Annotated in this window: 15 protein-coding genes and 1 pseudogene; 6 read left to right on the forward strand and 10 right to left on the reverse strand. The window is 71.3% G+C overall.

The window, feature by feature from the left end:
* Nucleotides 1–67: 67 nt before the first annotated feature.
* The 3 genes from LIV37_RS11170 (at nucleotide 68) to LIV37_RS11180 (ending at nucleotide 3,271) form a co-directional block, all read left to right on the forward strand.
* The gene (locus LIV37_RS11170; RefSeq protein ID WP_020867215.1) at nucleotides 68–820 is read left to right on the forward strand and encodes a FadR/GntR family transcriptional regulator; all 753 of its coding nucleotides are present in this window, start codon (nucleotides 68–70) and stop codon (nucleotides 818–820) included.
* Between the two features lie 126 nt (nucleotides 821–946).
* The gene (eat, locus tag LIV37_RS11175; RefSeq protein ID WP_020867216.1) at nucleotides 947–2,443 is read left to right on the forward strand and encodes an ethanolamine permease; all 1,497 of its coding nucleotides are present in this window, start codon (nucleotides 947–949) and stop codon (nucleotides 2,441–2,443) included.
* Between the two features lie 135 nt (nucleotides 2,444–2,578).
* Nucleotides 2,579–3,271, forward strand: coding sequence for a gamma-glutamyl-gamma-aminobutyrate hydrolase family protein (locus tag LIV37_RS11180; RefSeq protein WP_020867217.1), 693 nt, complete (start codon nucleotides 2,579–2,581; stop codon nucleotides 3,269–3,271).
* Nucleotides 3,272–3,291: 20 nt separating this feature from the next.
* Here LIV37_RS11180 and LIV37_RS11185 read toward each other — a convergent pair whose 3' ends face one another.
* The 5 genes from LIV37_RS11185 to LIV37_RS11205 form a co-directional block, all read right to left on the reverse strand.
* On the reverse strand, nucleotides 3,292–4,017 hold the full coding sequence (locus tag LIV37_RS11185) for an alpha/beta fold hydrolase (protein WP_020867218.1): 726 nt from the start codon (nucleotides 4,015–4,017) through the stop codon (nucleotides 3,292–3,294).
* Between the two features lie 96 nt (nucleotides 4,018–4,113).
* On the reverse strand, nucleotides 4,114–4,983 hold the full coding sequence (locus LIV37_RS11190) for a chitosanase (protein ID WP_020867220.1): 870 nt from the start codon (nucleotides 4,981–4,983) through the stop codon (nucleotides 4,114–4,116).
* A gap of 218 nt (nucleotides 4,984–5,201) precedes the next feature.
* The gene (locus LIV37_RS11195) at nucleotides 5,202–6,461 is read right to left on the reverse strand and encodes an MBL fold metallo-hydrolase (RefSeq protein WP_020867221.1); all 1,260 of its coding nucleotides are present in this window, start codon (nucleotides 6,459–6,461) and stop codon (nucleotides 5,202–5,204) included.
* A gap of 69 nt (nucleotides 6,462–6,530) precedes the next feature.
* Nucleotides 6,531–6,728: a hypothetical protein gene (locus LIV37_RS11200; protein WP_020867222.1), complete on the reverse strand. Its 198-nt coding sequence runs from the start codon at nucleotides 6,726–6,728 to the stop codon at nucleotides 6,531–6,533.
* A 177-nt stretch (nucleotides 6,729–6,905) separates the two neighbouring features.
* Nucleotides 6,906–7,814, reverse strand: a complete 909-nt coding sequence (locus tag LIV37_RS11205; protein ID WP_121825600.1) for a glycoside hydrolase family 19 protein — start codon at nucleotides 7,812–7,814, stop codon at nucleotides 6,906–6,908.
* A gap of 174 nt (nucleotides 7,815–7,988) precedes the next feature.
* Between LIV37_RS11205 and LIV37_RS11210 the strand changes: the two are divergent.
* Nucleotides 7,989–8,438 (forward strand): annotated as a pseudogene (locus tag LIV37_RS11210) (STM4011 family radical SAM protein); the annotation flags it as partial.
* On the opposite strand, the gene LIV37_RS11215 reads toward LIV37_RS11210, so the two are convergent.
* Complete coding sequence (locus LIV37_RS11215) at nucleotides 8,392–8,643, reverse strand: DUF397 domain-containing protein (RefSeq protein ID WP_020867224.1); 252 nt, start codon at nucleotides 8,641–8,643, stop codon at nucleotides 8,392–8,394. The pseudogene LIV37_RS11210 and the gene LIV37_RS11215 sit on opposite strands and share 47 nt — an antisense overlap.
* A gap of 3 nt (nucleotides 8,644–8,646) precedes the next feature.
* Nucleotides 8,647–9,513 (reverse strand): helix-turn-helix domain-containing protein, encoded by an 867-nt coding sequence (locus LIV37_RS11220; protein ID WP_020867225.1) that lies wholly within the window; start codon nucleotides 9,511–9,513, stop codon nucleotides 8,647–8,649.
* A 136-nt stretch (nucleotides 9,514–9,649) separates the two neighbouring features.
* Between LIV37_RS11220 and LIV37_RS11225 the strand changes: the two genes are divergently transcribed.
* The gene (locus LIV37_RS11225) at nucleotides 9,650–10,093 is read left to right on the forward strand and encodes an ATP-binding protein (RefSeq protein WP_243146363.1); all 444 of its coding nucleotides are present in this window, start codon (nucleotides 9,650–9,652) and stop codon (nucleotides 10,091–10,093) included.
* Between the two features lie 137 nt (nucleotides 10,094–10,230).
* Here LIV37_RS11225 and LIV37_RS11230 read toward each other — a convergent pair whose 3' ends face one another.
* Together LIV37_RS11230 and LIV37_RS11235 are read right to left on the reverse strand one after the other, a co-directional pair.
* Nucleotides 10,231–11,028 carry an SGNH/GDSL hydrolase family protein gene (locus LIV37_RS11230; protein WP_020867227.1) on the reverse strand — a complete coding sequence of 266 codons (798 nt, stop codon included), beginning with the start codon at nucleotides 11,026–11,028 and terminating at the stop codon, nucleotides 10,231–10,233.
* A 79-nt stretch (nucleotides 11,029–11,107) separates the two neighbouring features.
* Nucleotides 11,108–13,219 carry an alpha-galactosidase gene (locus LIV37_RS11235; protein ID WP_020867228.1) on the reverse strand — a complete coding sequence of 704 codons (2,112 nt, stop codon included), beginning with the start codon at nucleotides 13,217–13,219 and terminating at the stop codon, nucleotides 11,108–11,110.
* Between the two features lie 166 nt (nucleotides 13,220–13,385).
* On the opposite strand from LIV37_RS11235, the gene LIV37_RS11240 reads away from it, so the two are divergent.
* A complete protein-coding gene (locus LIV37_RS11240) occupies nucleotides 13,386–14,210 on the forward strand; it encodes a tyrosine-protein phosphatase (protein ID WP_020867229.1) in 825 nt (274 codons plus the stop codon).
* A 238-nt stretch (nucleotides 14,211–14,448) separates the two neighbouring features.
* On the opposite strand, the gene LIV37_RS11245 is transcribed toward LIV37_RS11240, so the two are convergent.
* Nucleotides 14,449–15,642 carry a serpin family protein gene (locus LIV37_RS11245; RefSeq protein WP_020867230.1) on the reverse strand — a complete coding sequence of 398 codons (1,194 nt, stop codon included), beginning with the start codon at nucleotides 15,640–15,642 and terminating at the stop codon, nucleotides 14,449–14,451.
* Nucleotides 15,643–15,655: the final 13 nt, after the last annotated feature.

The raw sequence follows: 15,655 nt of genomic DNA on the forward strand, positions 1-15,655 counted from the left end.
GGGGGCGCGGGGTGGCCTTAAGGTAATACCGCAGACCATTGGTTGGGAAGTAGGTGCGGACGGTTCGATGAGCGAGAGCGGGAGTGGGCGCGGGAGCGCGGCGGACGACCGGCTGGCGCCGGTGCTGCGCCCGGTGCGCGCGGGGAACGGCTTCGAGGAGGCGCTGGAGCAGATACTCCAGGTGCTGCGGCTGGGGCTGGTCCCCGACGGCGGCCGGCTCCCGGCCGAGCGGGAGCTGGCCGACCGGCTGCGGATCAGCCGGGTGACCCTGCGCGAGGTGCTGAAGGTGCTGCAGGACCAGGGGCTGGTGGAGAGCCGCCGCGGCCGCTACGGCGGCACCTTCGTCCGGGCCAGGCCCGAGCCCGCCGAGGGCGGCGGCGAGGACGAGCTGCGGCGCCGGGTCGAGGCGGTCGACGTCGAGGACACCCTGCGGTTCCGCGAGGTCCTGGAGGTGGGCGCGGCGGGGCTGTGCGCCGCGCACGGGCTGGACGCGGGTCAGGCGCGGCGGCTGCGGGCGGCCCTGGACGCGACACGGGACGCCCCGCTGGCCGACTACCGCCGCCTGGACACGATGCTCCACCTCACGCTCGCGGAGCTGGCGGGCTCACCGTCGCTGGCCGCCCAGTACGCGGCCGTCCGCGCGACCGTCAACGACCTGCTGGACTGCATCCCGCTGCTGGTCAAGAACCTCGAGCACTCCCAGGCCCAGCACGGGGCGCTGGTCGAGGCGGTGCTGGACGGGGACGCGGACGGGGCGCGCGAGGTGATGCGGGAGCACTGCGAGGGCACGGCGGCGCTGCTGCGCGGCTTCCTGGTCTGAACGGCCGGTCTCAGGGGTCGTTGACCACGGTTTTACGCAGAGGTCTTGCGCATCGCCGACCGGAAGGCAAAGGTATGGCCCCACACCTTTGCCATCGCCCCCTCGTGTGGAGCAGGAGTGTCCCCCATGGCCGACGGTACCGAATCCGCCCGCACCGAATCCGCCGGCGCCCCGGCCGGCGGCGCCCCGCCGGGCGGCGGCCCCGCGCCGTCCCCCGAGGACGCGTATCTGGAGCGCCGCACCCTGCGGCGCGGCAGCGCGGGCCCGCTGCTGCTGACCGGCCTCGGCGTCGCCTACGTCGTCTCCGGCGACTTCTCGGGCTGGAACTTCGGCCTGGCGGAGGGCGGCTTCGGCGGTCTCGCCATCGCCGCCCTGCTGATGGGCCTGATGTACGCCTGCATGGTGTTCGCCCTGGCGGAGCTGGCCGCGATCCTCCCCACCGCGGGCGGCGGCTACGGCTTCGCGCGGCGCGCCCTCGGCCCCTGGGGCGGCTTCCTCACCGGCACGGCGATCCTCATCGAGTACGTGCTGGCGCCCGCCGCCATCTCCATCTTCATCGGCGACTACGTCGAATCGCTCGGACTCTTCGGCCTGGAGTCCGGCTGGCCGGTCTATCTGGCGTGTTTCGTCATCTTCATCGGCATCCATCTGTGGGGCGTGGGCGAGGCCCTGCGGTTCAGCCTGGTCGTGACCGCCATCGCCGTCGCCGCGCTGCTGGTCTTCGCCGTGGGCGCCCTCACCGACTTCGACGCGGGCTCGCTCAACGACATCCCGGCGGACCACTCCTCCTTCGGATCGAGCTCCTGGCTGCCGTTCGGGCTGCTCGGCATCTGGTCGTCGTTCCCCTTCGGCATGTGGTTCTTCCTGGGGGTGGAGGGGGTGCCGCTGGCGGCGGAGGAGACCCGGGACCCGGCCCGTACGCTGCCGAAGGCCATGGCCTGGTCCATGGGCATCCTGCTGCTCCTCGCCCTGCTCACCTTCCTCGCGGCGACGGGGGCGCGCGGCCCGAGCGCCGTACAGGACGCGGGCAACCCGCTGGTCGAGGCGCTGCAGCCGGACGGCAAGGCCACCGTGCTGTCCCGCATCGTCAACTACGCGGGCCTCGCCGGGCTCGTGGCCTCCTTCTTCTCGCTGATCTTCGCCGGTTCGCGCCAGCTGTTCGCGCTCTCCCGGGCCGGCTATCTGCCCCGCTTCCTCTCGCTGACCAGCAGCCGCAAGGCCCCGTTCCTGGGCCTGCTGGTCCCGGGCGCCATCGGCTTCACGCTCGCGGCGTGGACCGGCGACGGCGCCCGGATGCTCAACACCGCGGTCTTCGGCGCCACCATCTCGTACGCCCTGATGTCGCTCTCCCACATCGTCCTGCGCCGCCGTGAACCGGGCCTGGAGCGCCCTTACCGCACCCCTGGCTCCACGGTGACGTCGTCCCTCGCCTTCGTCCTGGCCTGCTCCGCGCTGGTGGCCACCTTCCTGGTGGACAAGGACGCGGCCTTCATCGCGCTCGGTGTCTACGCGGTGGCGCTGGCCTACTTCGCCTTCTACAGCCGCCACCGCCTGGTCGCGGCAGCGCCGGAGGAGGAGTTCGCGGCGCTGGCGGAGGCCGAGGCGGAACTGTCCCGCGACTGAGACCGTTGCCGCGAGGAGAGCGGCCCCAAGGCCGAGCACCGTCCCACGGCCGAACACCGTCCCGCGACGGAGAGCGGTCCCCGCGGCCGAGCACCGTCCCGCGACCGAGCAGATCCACGAAGATCGGAGTCCCCGGTGTCCAAGCCCCTGATCGGCGTCAGCACCTACCTCGAACCCTCGGCGAGCTGGGGCGTGTGGAACCTCCCCGCCGCACTGCTGCCCTCGGGCTACCACCTGCTCGTCCAGCGCGCGGGCGGCCTGGCGGCGATGCTGCCACCGGACGAGGACCCGGCCGCCGCCGCGTCCGTCGTCTCCCGCCTCGACGGGCTCGTCATCTCCGGCGGCCCGGATGTGGAACCGGTGCGGTACGGGGCCGAGGTGGAGCCGCGCACCGGGCCGCCCGCGCGGGAGCGGGACGCCTGGGAGCTGGCCCTGATCGAGGCGGCCCTGGCGTCCGGCACTCCCCTGCTGGGCATCTGCCGCGGCCACCAGCTCCTGAACGTCGCCCTGGGCGGCACCCTCGTCCAGCACTTGGACGGTCACGTGGGGCCGCCCGGCGTCTTCGACCACCACGAGGTGAAGCCGGTCCCGGGCACGCTCCTCGCCGGGATCCTCCCGGAGCCGGTGTCCGTCCCCACCTTCCACCACCAGTCCGTGGCCCACCTGGGCAAGGGCCTGACCCCCTCGGCCCACGCCACGGCCGACGGAACGGTGGAGGCGGTGGAGCTGCCGGACGCGGAGGCGTTCGTGCTGGGCGTCCAGTGGCATCCGGAGGCGGGCGACGACCTACGGGTCATGCGCGCCCTGGTGGAGGCGGCGTCGGGCTGAGGAACTGAGAAGGGACCGGCTCAGCCGACCTTGAGCAGCAGTTCGGTGAGTTCGGCGGGCATGGTGATCATGCAGTCGTGGCCGGTCTCCAGCTCCCACACCTGTGCCGGGGTGCCGTTGGGCTGAATCGCGGGGACGGGCCGCCGGGTGATGCCCTCGGGCACATTGGCGACGCAGTGGATATGCGTCCGCGGGATCGCGTTCACGGCCGGGTTGTCCAGCCGGACCGGCTGCTGGAGGCAGCGCACCGACTGATCCGACATCATCGACCGCAGCCACGCCACATCCGCCGGTTCGGTAATCCCGAACAGATCCGAAGACGACTCCATCCCGGCCAGGGGCGGAATCCGCCAGCCGCTCTCGGACGTCAGGGCATGGTCGATCATGGCCTGGGCGAAGGGCATGACATCGGCCGCGCTCTCGCCGTCCTCCGGGACCATCGCGTCGAGATAGACCAGCTGCCCGATCCGCTCCGGGACCTGGTTGGCCGCGGACAAGATGACCAGCCCGGCATAGCTGTGCCCGATGAGCACCACATCGGTGAGGTCCTCTTCGGTGATCAGCCGGACGATGTCGTCGACATGCGTATCGAGCCCCACCTCGGGGCCGAGCAGATGCGCGGTGTCGCCGTAGCCGGTCAGTGTCGGCGCCAGCACCCGATGCCCGGCCGCCGTCAGCAGCGGGACCACCCGCTCCCAGCACCGCCCACTGTGCCAGGCACCGTGCACCAGCAGATATGTCGACATAGCTCTACTCCATCTCCACGCCAAACAAACGGGACACTGTCCCGATTGAAGATATGGGACAGTGTCCCGCTTAGCAAGCGGGGACCGGCGCGGCGGTCAGGAGTTGATCTCGTACGGGTCGCCGTAGACCTTCCACTTCAACGGGGGCGCCAGGTCGAAGTTCTTCTCGTTGAGGAACTTCCGCTGCTCGGTGTCGACCCGGCTGGTGTCGCTGTGCGCCTCCTCGCTCTTCATGGCCTCCTTACGGGCGTCGAGGAAGGCGTTGAGATAGGTGGTCTCATTGCCGCCCTGCGCCGGGGGCTTGGCCTTGGACAGGGCGGTCTTACGGATGCCGCCGAAGCTGTACTTGCTGTCGCCGGGGCCGTGCATCACGATCGCGTCGTAGTAGATGAACTGGCCGAGCGCGCCCAGGCCGTCGTCCTTGCCCTGCTTGACGGCCGGGTTGAAGTAGACGCGGTCGCGCTCGTGCTCCTGGGCGTCCTGGAACGCCTTGTCGGCGGCGGCCTTCTTCCAGTCCTTGGTGAAGTTCGGGTCCAGGCCGTCGTGGGAGTCGCCGCCGTTGACCTCGCGCAGCGCGGGGAGGTACTTGGCCAGGACGTTGCCGGGCTTCTGCTGGTTGTAGTACTCGACGAGTTCCAGCATGTCGCCTGTGCCGGAGCAGAATCCGATGATGCCCGCGGTGTAGCCGCGGCCGTCGCCTATGTCCTCGATGTACTTGAACTGGGCGCGCCAGTCGAGCGAGGAGTTCTCGGCGCTGGAGACCAGCTTCATGGCGATCTCCTTCTTCGCCGGGTCGTCCAGGTTGCTCGCCGCCGCGGCCTTGTGCGCCGAGTGGGTGTGGCGCGCGTCCGACGAGGATGGCAGATGGTCGGACGCCTGCCCGACTCCGACGCCGGTGAAGACGAGCGCGGCCGGTACCGTGACGGCCACCGCCGCGAGGCCGATCCTCCTGTGCATGAGGGACATGGGGACTCCGTTCCTTGTCGACTGTGGGGGAAGTGCGCGCGGCCGCCCCAGGGCGCGCCGGGGCAGCCCCGGCCCCTGAGGCGATCCGTTAGGAACCTTTCCTAACCATTCAAGCGAGCACGTCGTGTCCACCACAAGGGTTTCGACGCCATTCAGCGCCATTCGACAAAGAGGCAACCCGTGTCGTACCGCCTGGGGAGGCGGCGCCAACCCCCGTGTTACGACTGGGGGATGGGCATCGCGGGGTCCGCGCCGCCGGTCGCCCCGGGACGCTTTCCGGTCGCTCCCGGAGCCCCGGCGCCGGACGGTCCGGCGGGAGCGGCCGGCTCGGCCGCGCCCTCGGCCGCGGCCGGCACCTCCGTCACCGGCCGTGCCGCGATCGCCCGCCACCACGGCTCCAGCGGCAGCCCGCGCTCCGGCTCGAACGGCTGGCCGGGACGCGGCACGGTCACGGTCGCCCCGGCCTCCTTCCCCGCCGCCACCGTGCCCTCGGCGGGCTCCTCCCACGGATGCGGGGCGAGGTTGAAGGTGCCCCAGTGGATCGGCAGCATGATCCCCCGCGCCGGGTCCCCGCCCTGGAGATCGAGATGGGCCCGCACGCCCTCCTCGGGGGTCATGTGGATGTCGGGCCAGTAATCGGAGTAGGCACCGATCTGGATCATGGTCGCGTCGAACGGCCCGTACGCCGCGCCGATCTCCGCGAAGCCGGAGAAGTAGCCGGTGTCCCCGCTGTGGTAGATCCGGCGCCCGGAACCGGCCACCACCCAGGAGGCCCACAGGGTGTGCTGGGTGTTGCGCAGCCCGCGACCGCAGAAGTGGCGGGCCGGGGTGGCGGTGAGCGTGAGCCCGGCGACCTCGGTGGACTCGTGCCAGTCCAGCTCGGTCATCCGCTCGGCCGGGACGCCCCAGCGCTCCAGATGTGCCCCCACCCCGAGCGGGACGACGAACATCGCGTGGCTCCGCACCAGCGCCCGGATCGTGGGCATGTCCAGATGGTCGTAGTGATCATGGGAGATGACCACCGCGTCCACCGGCGCCAGCTCCCGCAGCGGCACCGGCACCGGGTGCAACCGCTTGGGCCCCACCATCGAGAAGGGCGAACAGCGCTGTCCCCAGACGGGGTCGAACAGCACCCGCCGCCCGTCGATCTCCGCGAGCACGCTGGAGTGCCCCATCCAGGTCAGCCGCAGCCCGGAGGCGGGCGGGGTGGCCAGATCGGCGACGGTGGTGGGGTGCACCGGCACGGTCCCGGCCGGGGCCCGGCGGACGCGCTCCTCCTTGCGGAAGTAGGTCGACGCGAACTTCAGCATCGAGCCGGACGGGACGGTGCGGGCCCCCACCGGGTTGACGAACACACCGTTCGCGAAGTTCGGCGACCGCCGGATGCGCTCCATCCGCTCCCCGCTGGGATCCGCCCCGAAGGCGGCGGGGCGCAGGGTGGCGGTGAGCCGGGATCGTGTCGGATGGGAGCCGGTCACGGGGCCTCCAGGGTGAGAGGGCGGGAGCACTCCAACGCGCGGTGCCGTTGGGCTGCAATGACACAACTCTTACGAGGGGTGACCTTGTTCCGGAACAACGCGCTCGGCCACTGGGCCGACACCCTCGGTCCCGTCATGGCCGAGCTTGTCGTCCACCTGCCGGGCGGCGTCGCCCCTCAGCGCGTCGGTCTCGCGGGCGAACCTCTCGCACCAGGTGATCTGCCGCTCGCCGTCCCGGGCGAGGGTGCGGGCGGGCTCCCGGGCCACCTCGCCGGACAGGGGAGAGAGTAGCGGGGGTGCCCGCCACCACCAGGCTGGTGTGCGGCGGCGGAGCGGCGCACCTCAATTTCCTCGCTTCCGACCGGATGGCCGCTCACCGAGTGGCAGCTGACCGGACGGCCTCAACGGCCGATCAGTACCGATCAGCTGCCGATCATCAGCCGGTCAGCAGCTCAGGTTGGAGCCGGGGGTGGTGCCGAGTATCTGGACGAACCGCTGGTAGGCGTCTATTCGGCTCTGCACCTGGCCGGGGTTGCCGCCGTTGCACTCCAGGCTGCCGTTGATCGCGCGGATGGTCTCGCCGAAGCCGCGCTGGTTGACCATGGCGTCGTGCGGGGTCATCGAACCGGCCCCCCGCTGGGTGTTCCAGAACCACAGGGCGGTCTTCCAGGACACCGCGGCGTCCCGCTCCACCAGCCAGGGGTTGCCGAGCAGATCGATGCCGAGCGCGTCGCCCGCGGCCTTGTAGTTGAAGTTCCAGCTGAGCTGGATCGGTCCGCGGCCGTAGTACGCCGCCTGGCCCGCGGGGCAGCCGTAGGGCTGGTTCCCGTCGCAGTAGTGCGGGTAGTTGGAGGTGTTCTGCTCCACGATGTGGACCAGGCCGCCGGTCTCGTGGTTGACGTTCGCCAGGAAGGCGGCCGCCTCCTGCTTCTTGACGGTGTCGCTGCCGGTGTTGGCGAAGCCGGGGTAGGCGCTCAGGGCGGCGGTCAGGCCCTGGTAGGTGTAGAACGAGTTCCGGTTCGGGAACATCTGGTTGAACTGCGCCTCGCTCACCACGAAGCCGCTCGGGTTCTGGCCCTCGCCGCCGCAGTTGTAGGGCTCCCAGTACCAGGTGCTGATCACCGGGTCATAGCCCGGGTTGTCGTGCTCCGCGCGGTAGTACTTGCCGTCGGTGTACCGGACGATGTCGCCGGTCACGTACGGCTTGCCCGCCGCCCAGTTCGGGTAGTCGCAGGCCGCCTGGGCGGTCGTTCCCGCCGCTGAGGCCGAGGCCGAAGCCATGGGCATGACAAGCACACTCGCACACACCGCCGCGGTCGCCGCGAGCGGCACCAGAACACGTCGTCTCCACATGGGGCCGATCTCCTTCGCGTGGGGGGCCCTGGAACTCTGAGGGACACTCAAGCGGTTTGGTCTATACCAGTCAAGGTATAGGCCAAACCTTTGTGCCGAGATGAGCAATTGGGCCGCCCGTGAAGCAATTCCGGGCGTACGAAGGTGATCTGATCCAGGATCAGGTCTCGCGCTCGGGGCGCCGAGTGGACCGCGCTGGACCCGCTCTTCGGCTACAGCCGCCATCCGCACCGAAGCGCCGGTCCGCCATGCCGGACCGGCGCCTCGGTGATCTCGGTGGACGGCGACGGCACGGTGCGCCGCCGCCGTTTCGTCCCTACGGAACTGGGCAATCTCTACGACGGGTCGTACCGCGCGGCGCTACGGCCCCGCCGGTGCCCGCTGGCCGTCTGCGACTGCCACATCGGCTATGTGCACCTGGAGTCGCTTCCGCTGTACGACGTGTTCGCGGGCGGTGTGCTGGAACGCGTCCCGGCGCCGCCCCCGCCGGTCGGTTCGTGGTCGGTCGGTCACACTGTTTCCCCCTCGATCCCCATGGTCACGATGAGCGTCACAGAACCGGACGTCACACAGGACGTCACAGGAACAGAAAGTCCGCCTCCCCGGCCTTCGCGCTCTGGATGAAGCGTTTCATCTCCAGATGCGTGTAGATCAGGGCCGGTCCGTCCGGATCGGTCGACTGGCGCAGCGCCACCCGTCCGTCCGTCAGTCTCATCGCCTCGACGCAGCTTCCCCCATTGCCACCGCTCCATGGCTTGTGCCAGCCCTCGCTGCCGAGTTCCGTTGCCGGCATGCCGCTGTAGACGCGGTTCCCGCATATGCGATCCATCGTTCAGATCTCCTTGCGAATGCGACTCAGAATCGCCTGAGTCGTCTGTGCAGGCGCGGCCTGCGCGCACATCCGGTCCAGGGCCTCCAGGAATGCCGATACGTCATCGCGCTGGTCGAAGTAGGAGCCGCTGACCAGCGACTCCGTATACGCGATATCCGGCAGCTCCGGGATCGGGAACCGGAAGATATGGAAGGGTCCGTACATCGCCGGGTGCGGACCGGCGTCGAACGGCATGATCTGCAAGCGGATATGAGGCGCCTCGGCCTCCTCGATGAGCCGTGTGATCTGGGCACGCATGGTCTCGGCGCCGCCGATGGGGCGGCGCACCACCGTCTCGTCCATGACCACCCACAGCATCGGCGGGTTGTCCCGGGTGAGCAGCGCCTGACGTTCCATGCGGAGGGCGACGTTACGCTCGATCTCCGATTCGGGCGCATGCGGCATGCCCGCGCGGAGCACCGCGCGGGCGTAGCCCTCGGTCTGCAGCAGCCCCGGGATGTAGTGCGGCTCGTAGGCCCGGATCAGATTGGCCTCGACCTCCAGGCTGACGAAGGTGTTGAACCACTCCGGCAGGACGTCGCGGAACCGGTGCCACCAGCCGGCCTTGTTGGCCTCGCGCGCGAGGGAGAGGAACCCCTCGACCTCCTCGGGGTCGATGACGCCGTACGTCCGCAGCAGCTTCTCGACGTACGGGAGCTTCAGGCCGACCTCGGCCTTCTCCATCCGCCGGATCGTGGCATGGGTGACGTCCAGGGCGCGCCCGGCCTGTTCGAATGACAGCCCGGCCTTCTCCCGAAGGTCCTGGAGCCGTTTTCCGAGCACGACTCGCAGGACGGTCGGGGCTCCGCCCGCCCGCGCATCCGCCACTACCGTCCCCCTCCAAGTACCTTCACGACACAGCAGTCTGGCATGGGCTCAGCATTCCGAACAGCCTGCGCTTGCGATTCTGTAATTTACAGATTGAACCTTGCCATACGCGAGCGTGACAGAGCATAGTGTCGGCGTGGCTCCTTCCTATGAGGCTCTCCGGTTAGGGCGCGGCGGCACCGTGGTCGCTCCGCCCCGCCACGACGTGTTTCGTCTGCCGGCGCTGAGCACGTCCGTCGCCGAGGCGAGAAGGCATGTCGTCCGGCGGCTGGGCTCATGGGGCATCGACCAGGACACCCGGGACAGCGCGGAATTGATCGTCTCCGAGCTCTTCACCAACGCGGTGCGCCACACCTCCAGCGAGGACGTCCGCTGCTCACTCCAGCTCATAGGCACCCGGCTGCGGCTGGAGGTGGCCGACCAGGGCTGTGCGCGCACGGTGCCCGAGGCCCGCTCGGTGAGCGCGGACCAGGAGGGCGGCCGCGGGCTGATGCTGGTGGAGGCCATGTCGGAGGCCTGGGGGGTCAGGCCGAACCAGGGGGGCGCGGGCCGCGCCGTCTGGGCCTACCTGGCGATATAGCGGCCCTGCGGCAACCACACGACGGACGAGCGGTGCCGAGGGAATAGGGGCAGCGACAGCGCACCGGGCGGTCAGCCTCGGGGCGCCAACGGGGGTCTGCCCCTATTCCTCCGGGACCGCTTCGGGTCACGGATCGTTCAGGGCCGCAGCGGCAGCAGATCGGGCCGCTTGGCCTCCACATGGTCACCCGACGACTCTCCGCGCAGCCGTCGGCCGATCCAGGGCACCAGATATTCGCGCGCCCAGTGGATGTTGTCCCGGCGCACCTCGGCCGCGGTGCGCTGCCCCTCCGGGGGCCAGGGCTGATCGGGGTCGGCCGGGACGTCCAGGCCGAGCACCTGACCTGCCCTCAGCGCGACCCGGGTGTGCCCGTCCGGCGACAGATGCAGCCGGTCGGCGTCCCAGGCCCGGCGGTCCTGCACCGAACGCAGCGACCACAGGTCGAGCACCGGGCAGCCGTGGCGGTCGGCTATCGCCCGCACATGCGCCGTATACGTGGCGATCTTGCCCCGCAGATGGCGCAGCACCGGCACCCCTCTGGTGTCGAAGCCGGTACACAGCAGCACCGTGCCCACCCGCGCCCGGAGGTCGGCGACGGCCGCCTCATAGCGCTCGGCCACATCGTCGGGGTCGCTGCCGGGGCGCAGGATGTCATTGCCACCCGCGCAGAAGGTGACCAGATCGGGGCCGAGTTCGATGGCGCGGGCCACCTGCTCGGCCACGATCTGGTCAAGAAGTCGACCGCGTACGGCCAGATTGGCGTAGCGGAAATCGTCGTGGGGTCGTTGGTCGGACAGCAGGACGGCGAGTCGATCGGCCCAGCCGACGAACACCCCGTCAGGACCGGGGTCGCCGACGCCCTCGGTGAAGCTGTCTCCGACGGCTGCGTACGACCCTATGGAACCGTTGCTGAATCTCTCCTTATCGTCTGCCACGTCGGGACATCATTCACCCGATGGCGTGACTTACGCCATCGTAACCAGGCCTTGACGTGGGGTGATCTATCCCACCCGGTCAGTTTCGGCGAAGGTGGAATACGGCGGCGTCCAGGTCGCCGCTCAGCCCGGTGCGCAACCCCCGGTGGGCGAGCACCGCCCCCCGGTGCACCTCACCGGTCTCCAGGTCCCGGTAGGTGGCCGCCGGGTCGAGCCCGCGCAGCCGCAGCGGAAGCTGTGCCCGGCCGTGGTGCTGTGCCTGGAGCCAGGCCAGTACGACGGTCTCCGCACCCCGGACGTACTGCACCGCGCTGAGCCCGTCGCCCTCCGGCGGCCGCAGCCGGTACAGCTCGCCGTGCTGGACGACCGGGCGCACCCGCTTGTAGAGCGCCACCCAGTCGCGGGCCTCGGCGAGTTCGGCCGCGCTCCAGCGGGTCAGATCGCCGCCGACGCCCAGTACCCCGGCCATCGCGCTGACGAAGCGGAAGCGCAGCGAGCTGACCCGGGCGTTGCCCATGGCGTTGGGGCTGTCGGTGACCCAGGCGGCCATCACCCGGGCCGGGTGGAGCTGGCCGAAGCCGTGCTGGATGGCCAGCCGGTCCAGTGGATCGGTGTTGTCCGAGGTCCACACCTGGTCGGTGCGGCCCAGGACGCCGAGGTCGATCCGGCCGCCGCCGCCCGAGCAGGATTCGAAGGCGACCCCGGGGTGGGCGGCGCGCAGCCGCTCCAGCAGCTCGTACAGCCCGCGTACATGGTCGATCCACAGCCGCCGCGGATAGGGGTCGCCGGGCCAGCCGGGGTCCGCGAAGGAGCGGTTGAAGTCCCATTTCACATAGTCGATGGGCGCGCCGCTCAGCAGGGTGTCCAGCCGCTCCCACAGATGGGCGCGCACCTCGGGGCGGGCGAGGTTGAGCACGAGCTGGTTGCGGAACTCGGTGCGGGCCCGGCCGGGGTGGTGCTGCACCCAGTCGGGGTGGGCGCGGTACAGGTCGCTGTCGGGGTTGACCATCTCCGGCTCGACCCAGATGCCGAACCGCATCCCGAGCGCGTGCACCTCGTCGGCCAGCGGCTTCAGCCCGTGCGGAAAGCGGTCCGGGTTGGGCGTCCAGTCGCCGAGCCCGGCCCGGTCGCTGGTGCGCGCCCCGAACCAGCCGTCGTCCACGACGAACAGCTCGACGCCCATGTCGGCGGCCAGCCGCGCGAGCGAGCGCTGCTGCTCCTCGCCCACCTCGAACTCGGTGGCCTCCCAGGAGTTGTAGAGCACCGGCCGGGACCGGTCGGCGCCGGGGATCACATGCGCGAGCTGCCAGGCGTGCCAGGCGCGGCTCGCGGCCCCGAAGCCGCCGTCGGTCCACAGCCCCGCGAAGACGGGCGTGGTGAAGGACTCGCCGGGCGCGAGGAGCAGCTGGCCCGCGTCGTCGTGGCCGACCCCGCCGACCGCCTGGACGGCGCCGTCGCTCAGCAGCTGGACGGCGATCCGCCAGGCCCCGGACCAGGCGAGCGCGCAGCTGTGCACCTCGCCGCTCTCCTCGGTGGCGGCCCCGCCGTCCAGGGCGATCCAGGGCAGATGGTGGTGGCTGGTGTGGCCACGGCGGCTGCCGATCACCTTCTCACCGGGGGTGAGCTCGGTGCGGGCGAGCCGGCTCTCGGCGGCCCAGCGGCCGTGCAGATGGGACAGCCGCCAGCGGTCGCGCGCCGGGAGCGGCCAGGCGGCGGAGTCGGCGCGCAGCAGCTCCACCGGCTCCTGCCCGGCGGCGCCGGTGTGGGCGAGGGTGGTCCAGCGCTCGATGACGTCGCCGTCGTCCCGCATCCGGTAGTGGAGGGTGATGTCGAGGTGGTGCAGCTGATCGTGGAAGCGCAGCCGCAGCTCCTCGTCGATGCCGGGGTCGAGGACGGTGCCGCCGTCGAAGCGCCACTCGGTGCCGCGTACGCCCCCGGCGTGTACGGACAGGGCGGGGCGGACGAAGCGCGGGCCGCCCTCCACGGGGTACTCCTCGCGCCCGTCCAGCGGTGATTCGAACGGCCAGTCCGGCGGCCCCGGCTCGGCGGCGAGGGCCTCGGCGTCCTCGGCCGCGATCCTCGGCCCCCAGTGGAGATGGAGCAGCTCATCACGGTCGGTGAGGTGCAGGGCATAGCTGCTGTGCCGCCCCGAGAGCACCCAGAGCCGACCGCTTCCACCGGTTTCGATCATCGCACTCCCCAATTCTCCACAGGTATCAACATGATCGGGGAGGGCGGGCGGTGCGGCAATGCCCGCACCCTCATGAGACCGATTGCCCGCTGCACGCATGTCGTATGGTCAGCTTCAGCCGCCTCGTCGACGAGCCGCGTCGGCGGCCGATGGTGAAGGAGAGCCCGTGACGCAGCAGTCGCAGTCGCCGCAGGTCCCCCAGGCCGAAAGCCGATTGGTGGGGGTGCGCAATTTCCGTGATCTCGGTGGACTGCCGGCTGCCGACGGCCGCCGCGTACGGCCCGGAGTGCTGTTCCGCAGCGGCCATCTCGCCCACGCCACCGAGGCGGACACGGCCTACCTCGACTCGCTCGGCCTGCACACCGTCTTCGACTTCCGCAACGCCGCCGACATCAAGCTCGAGGGCCCGGACGTCACGCTCCGCGGGGTCCGCAACGTCAATCTGCCGCTGTCCGACCCGGCCGACGGGGCCGGGTTCTGGAGGATGGTGCGCGAGGGCGATCTGAAGACCCTGCGCGAACTGCTCTCCGAGGGCCGGGCCGAGAAGCGCATGATCGGCTCCTACCGCGCCATCATCACCAACCGGCTCGTCGAGCACGGCCGGATCCTCCGCGACCTGGCCGAGGACAGCTCACCGGTGCTGATGCACTGTTCGGCGGGCAAGGACCGGGCCGGGCTGTCCATCGCGGTGACGCTGCTGGCCCTCGGCGTCACCCAGGAGGCCATCGAGGCCGACTACCTCGAGTCGGCCGCCGCCCACCGGCGCTACAAGATCTGGCGCAAGGGCGCTCCGGGGGACGGCTCCGACCCGATGTCGCCCGAGGTCATGGCGCTGCTGCTGCCGCTGTTCGACGCGCGCGCCGAATATCTGGCGTCGGCCCTCACGACGATCGAGGAGACCTGGGGCGGCACCGAGCGCTATCTCGCCGAGGGGCTCGGCCTCGCCCCCGAGCAGCGCGACCGGCTCCGCGAGCGGCTGCTCACCGGCTGAGGCGCTTCACGGGCTGGGGAGTGTCCGACGGATCTTGAGGCCTGCGGCGGGCTGCTCCCCTACCCCGCCCCTTCCCGAAACTGGGGCTCCGCCCCAGGCCCCGGGGTCCAGGGGCCGAAGCCCCTGCCACGCGGCGGAGCCGCAAATCGGTACCGCGGGAAGGGGCGGGGTAGGGGAAAGATCCACCGGACACCGTGTAAGGGGCTTCGGGTGGGAGACGGCCGCGCGCTCACGGGCCTCACCACATGGTGTCGGCCCCGGCCTCCGGCTCGGTGACCCAGCCCGCCGTCAGCACCAGACCGGTGGCGCGGTGCACGGCCAGGAAGCCGAACGGCCGCTCGTACCGCACGCTGATCAGCTTCGCCGTCCGCTGCGGCGGCCCCGAACCGGGCGCCATGGCGAACGCGGTCACCGCCGCCGCCCAGAAACCCTCGGCGCTGAACGAGGCGGTCATGGACTGCTCCGCCGAGGACAGCGCCAGCGCGGCGGGGCTGATCCCCGGAAAGTGGCCGCGCGCGGTGTCCTGGGCGGTACGCAGCCCGAACAGCCCGGCCCGGCGCAGCAGATCGTGCCGGGCCGTCACGGTGAACTGCGGGGTGGTGAGCGCCGCCCGGGGCGTGGGGTCCCAGCTCGGGACCTCCATCACCCGGACCCCGGGCCCGGCCTCGCCCGGTGGCAGTGCCGAGCCGGGCCATCCCGCGTACCCCCCGGCCACCGCGCCGATCCCGGCCTCCAGCACCTCGCCGCCCGGGACGTCCTCGGCGCCGAGGACCAGATGCACATCGAGCCCGTTGCCGCCCGCGACCCCGGACAGGGTGAGCGGACCGGCCGGGGTGTCGGGAACGACCCGCAGCACCCCGTCGAGGTCGTCCGTGGACCGGGTGAGCCCGGCCAGCGACCGGTCCCGCCACGGTCCGCTCGCCGGCCTCAGCACGCCGGGCTGGAACGGCTGGACCCAGGCCGTCTCCACCGTGAGCGCTCCGGCCAGCACCAGCCGGGTGTCGGGAGTGAGCGGCACCGGCATCTCGGCGATCGCGCCCCGGGTGCGCCGGGACGCCCAGCCGTCCAGCTCCTTGCGGTCGCGCTCGGCGTCCCCGGTCAGCGCGGACCGTACGCCCGGGGGCAGCGCGGCCTCCCACTCGGGCCGGATCGGCAGGTCCTGACGGGTCCACAGCCCGGTGGCCGCGTGGACACCGTCCATGGCGTCCAGCGCCCCGAGCGTCTGTCCGCCGAGCGCCGTCGCGCCGTCCGCGCCGATGCCCAGCGCGCCCTCCAGCTCCTGCCGGGCCGGGCCGTCGGCACCACCCGCGAGCAGGGCGAGCAGCGGCCAGACCCCGGTGGCGGCGAAGGCCGTGCCCCCGTCCGCCACGGCCGCCCGCGCCCACCGCGCCGTCAGCGTGTTCACGGCCCGTACGGCGGTCGCGTCGATCATGCGGGGTCCCCCA

This window comes from Streptomyces rapamycinicus NRRL 5491 (genome assembly GCF_024298965.1).
Lineage (GTDB): Bacteria > Actinomycetota > Actinomycetes > Streptomycetales > Streptomycetaceae > Streptomyces > Streptomyces rapamycinicus.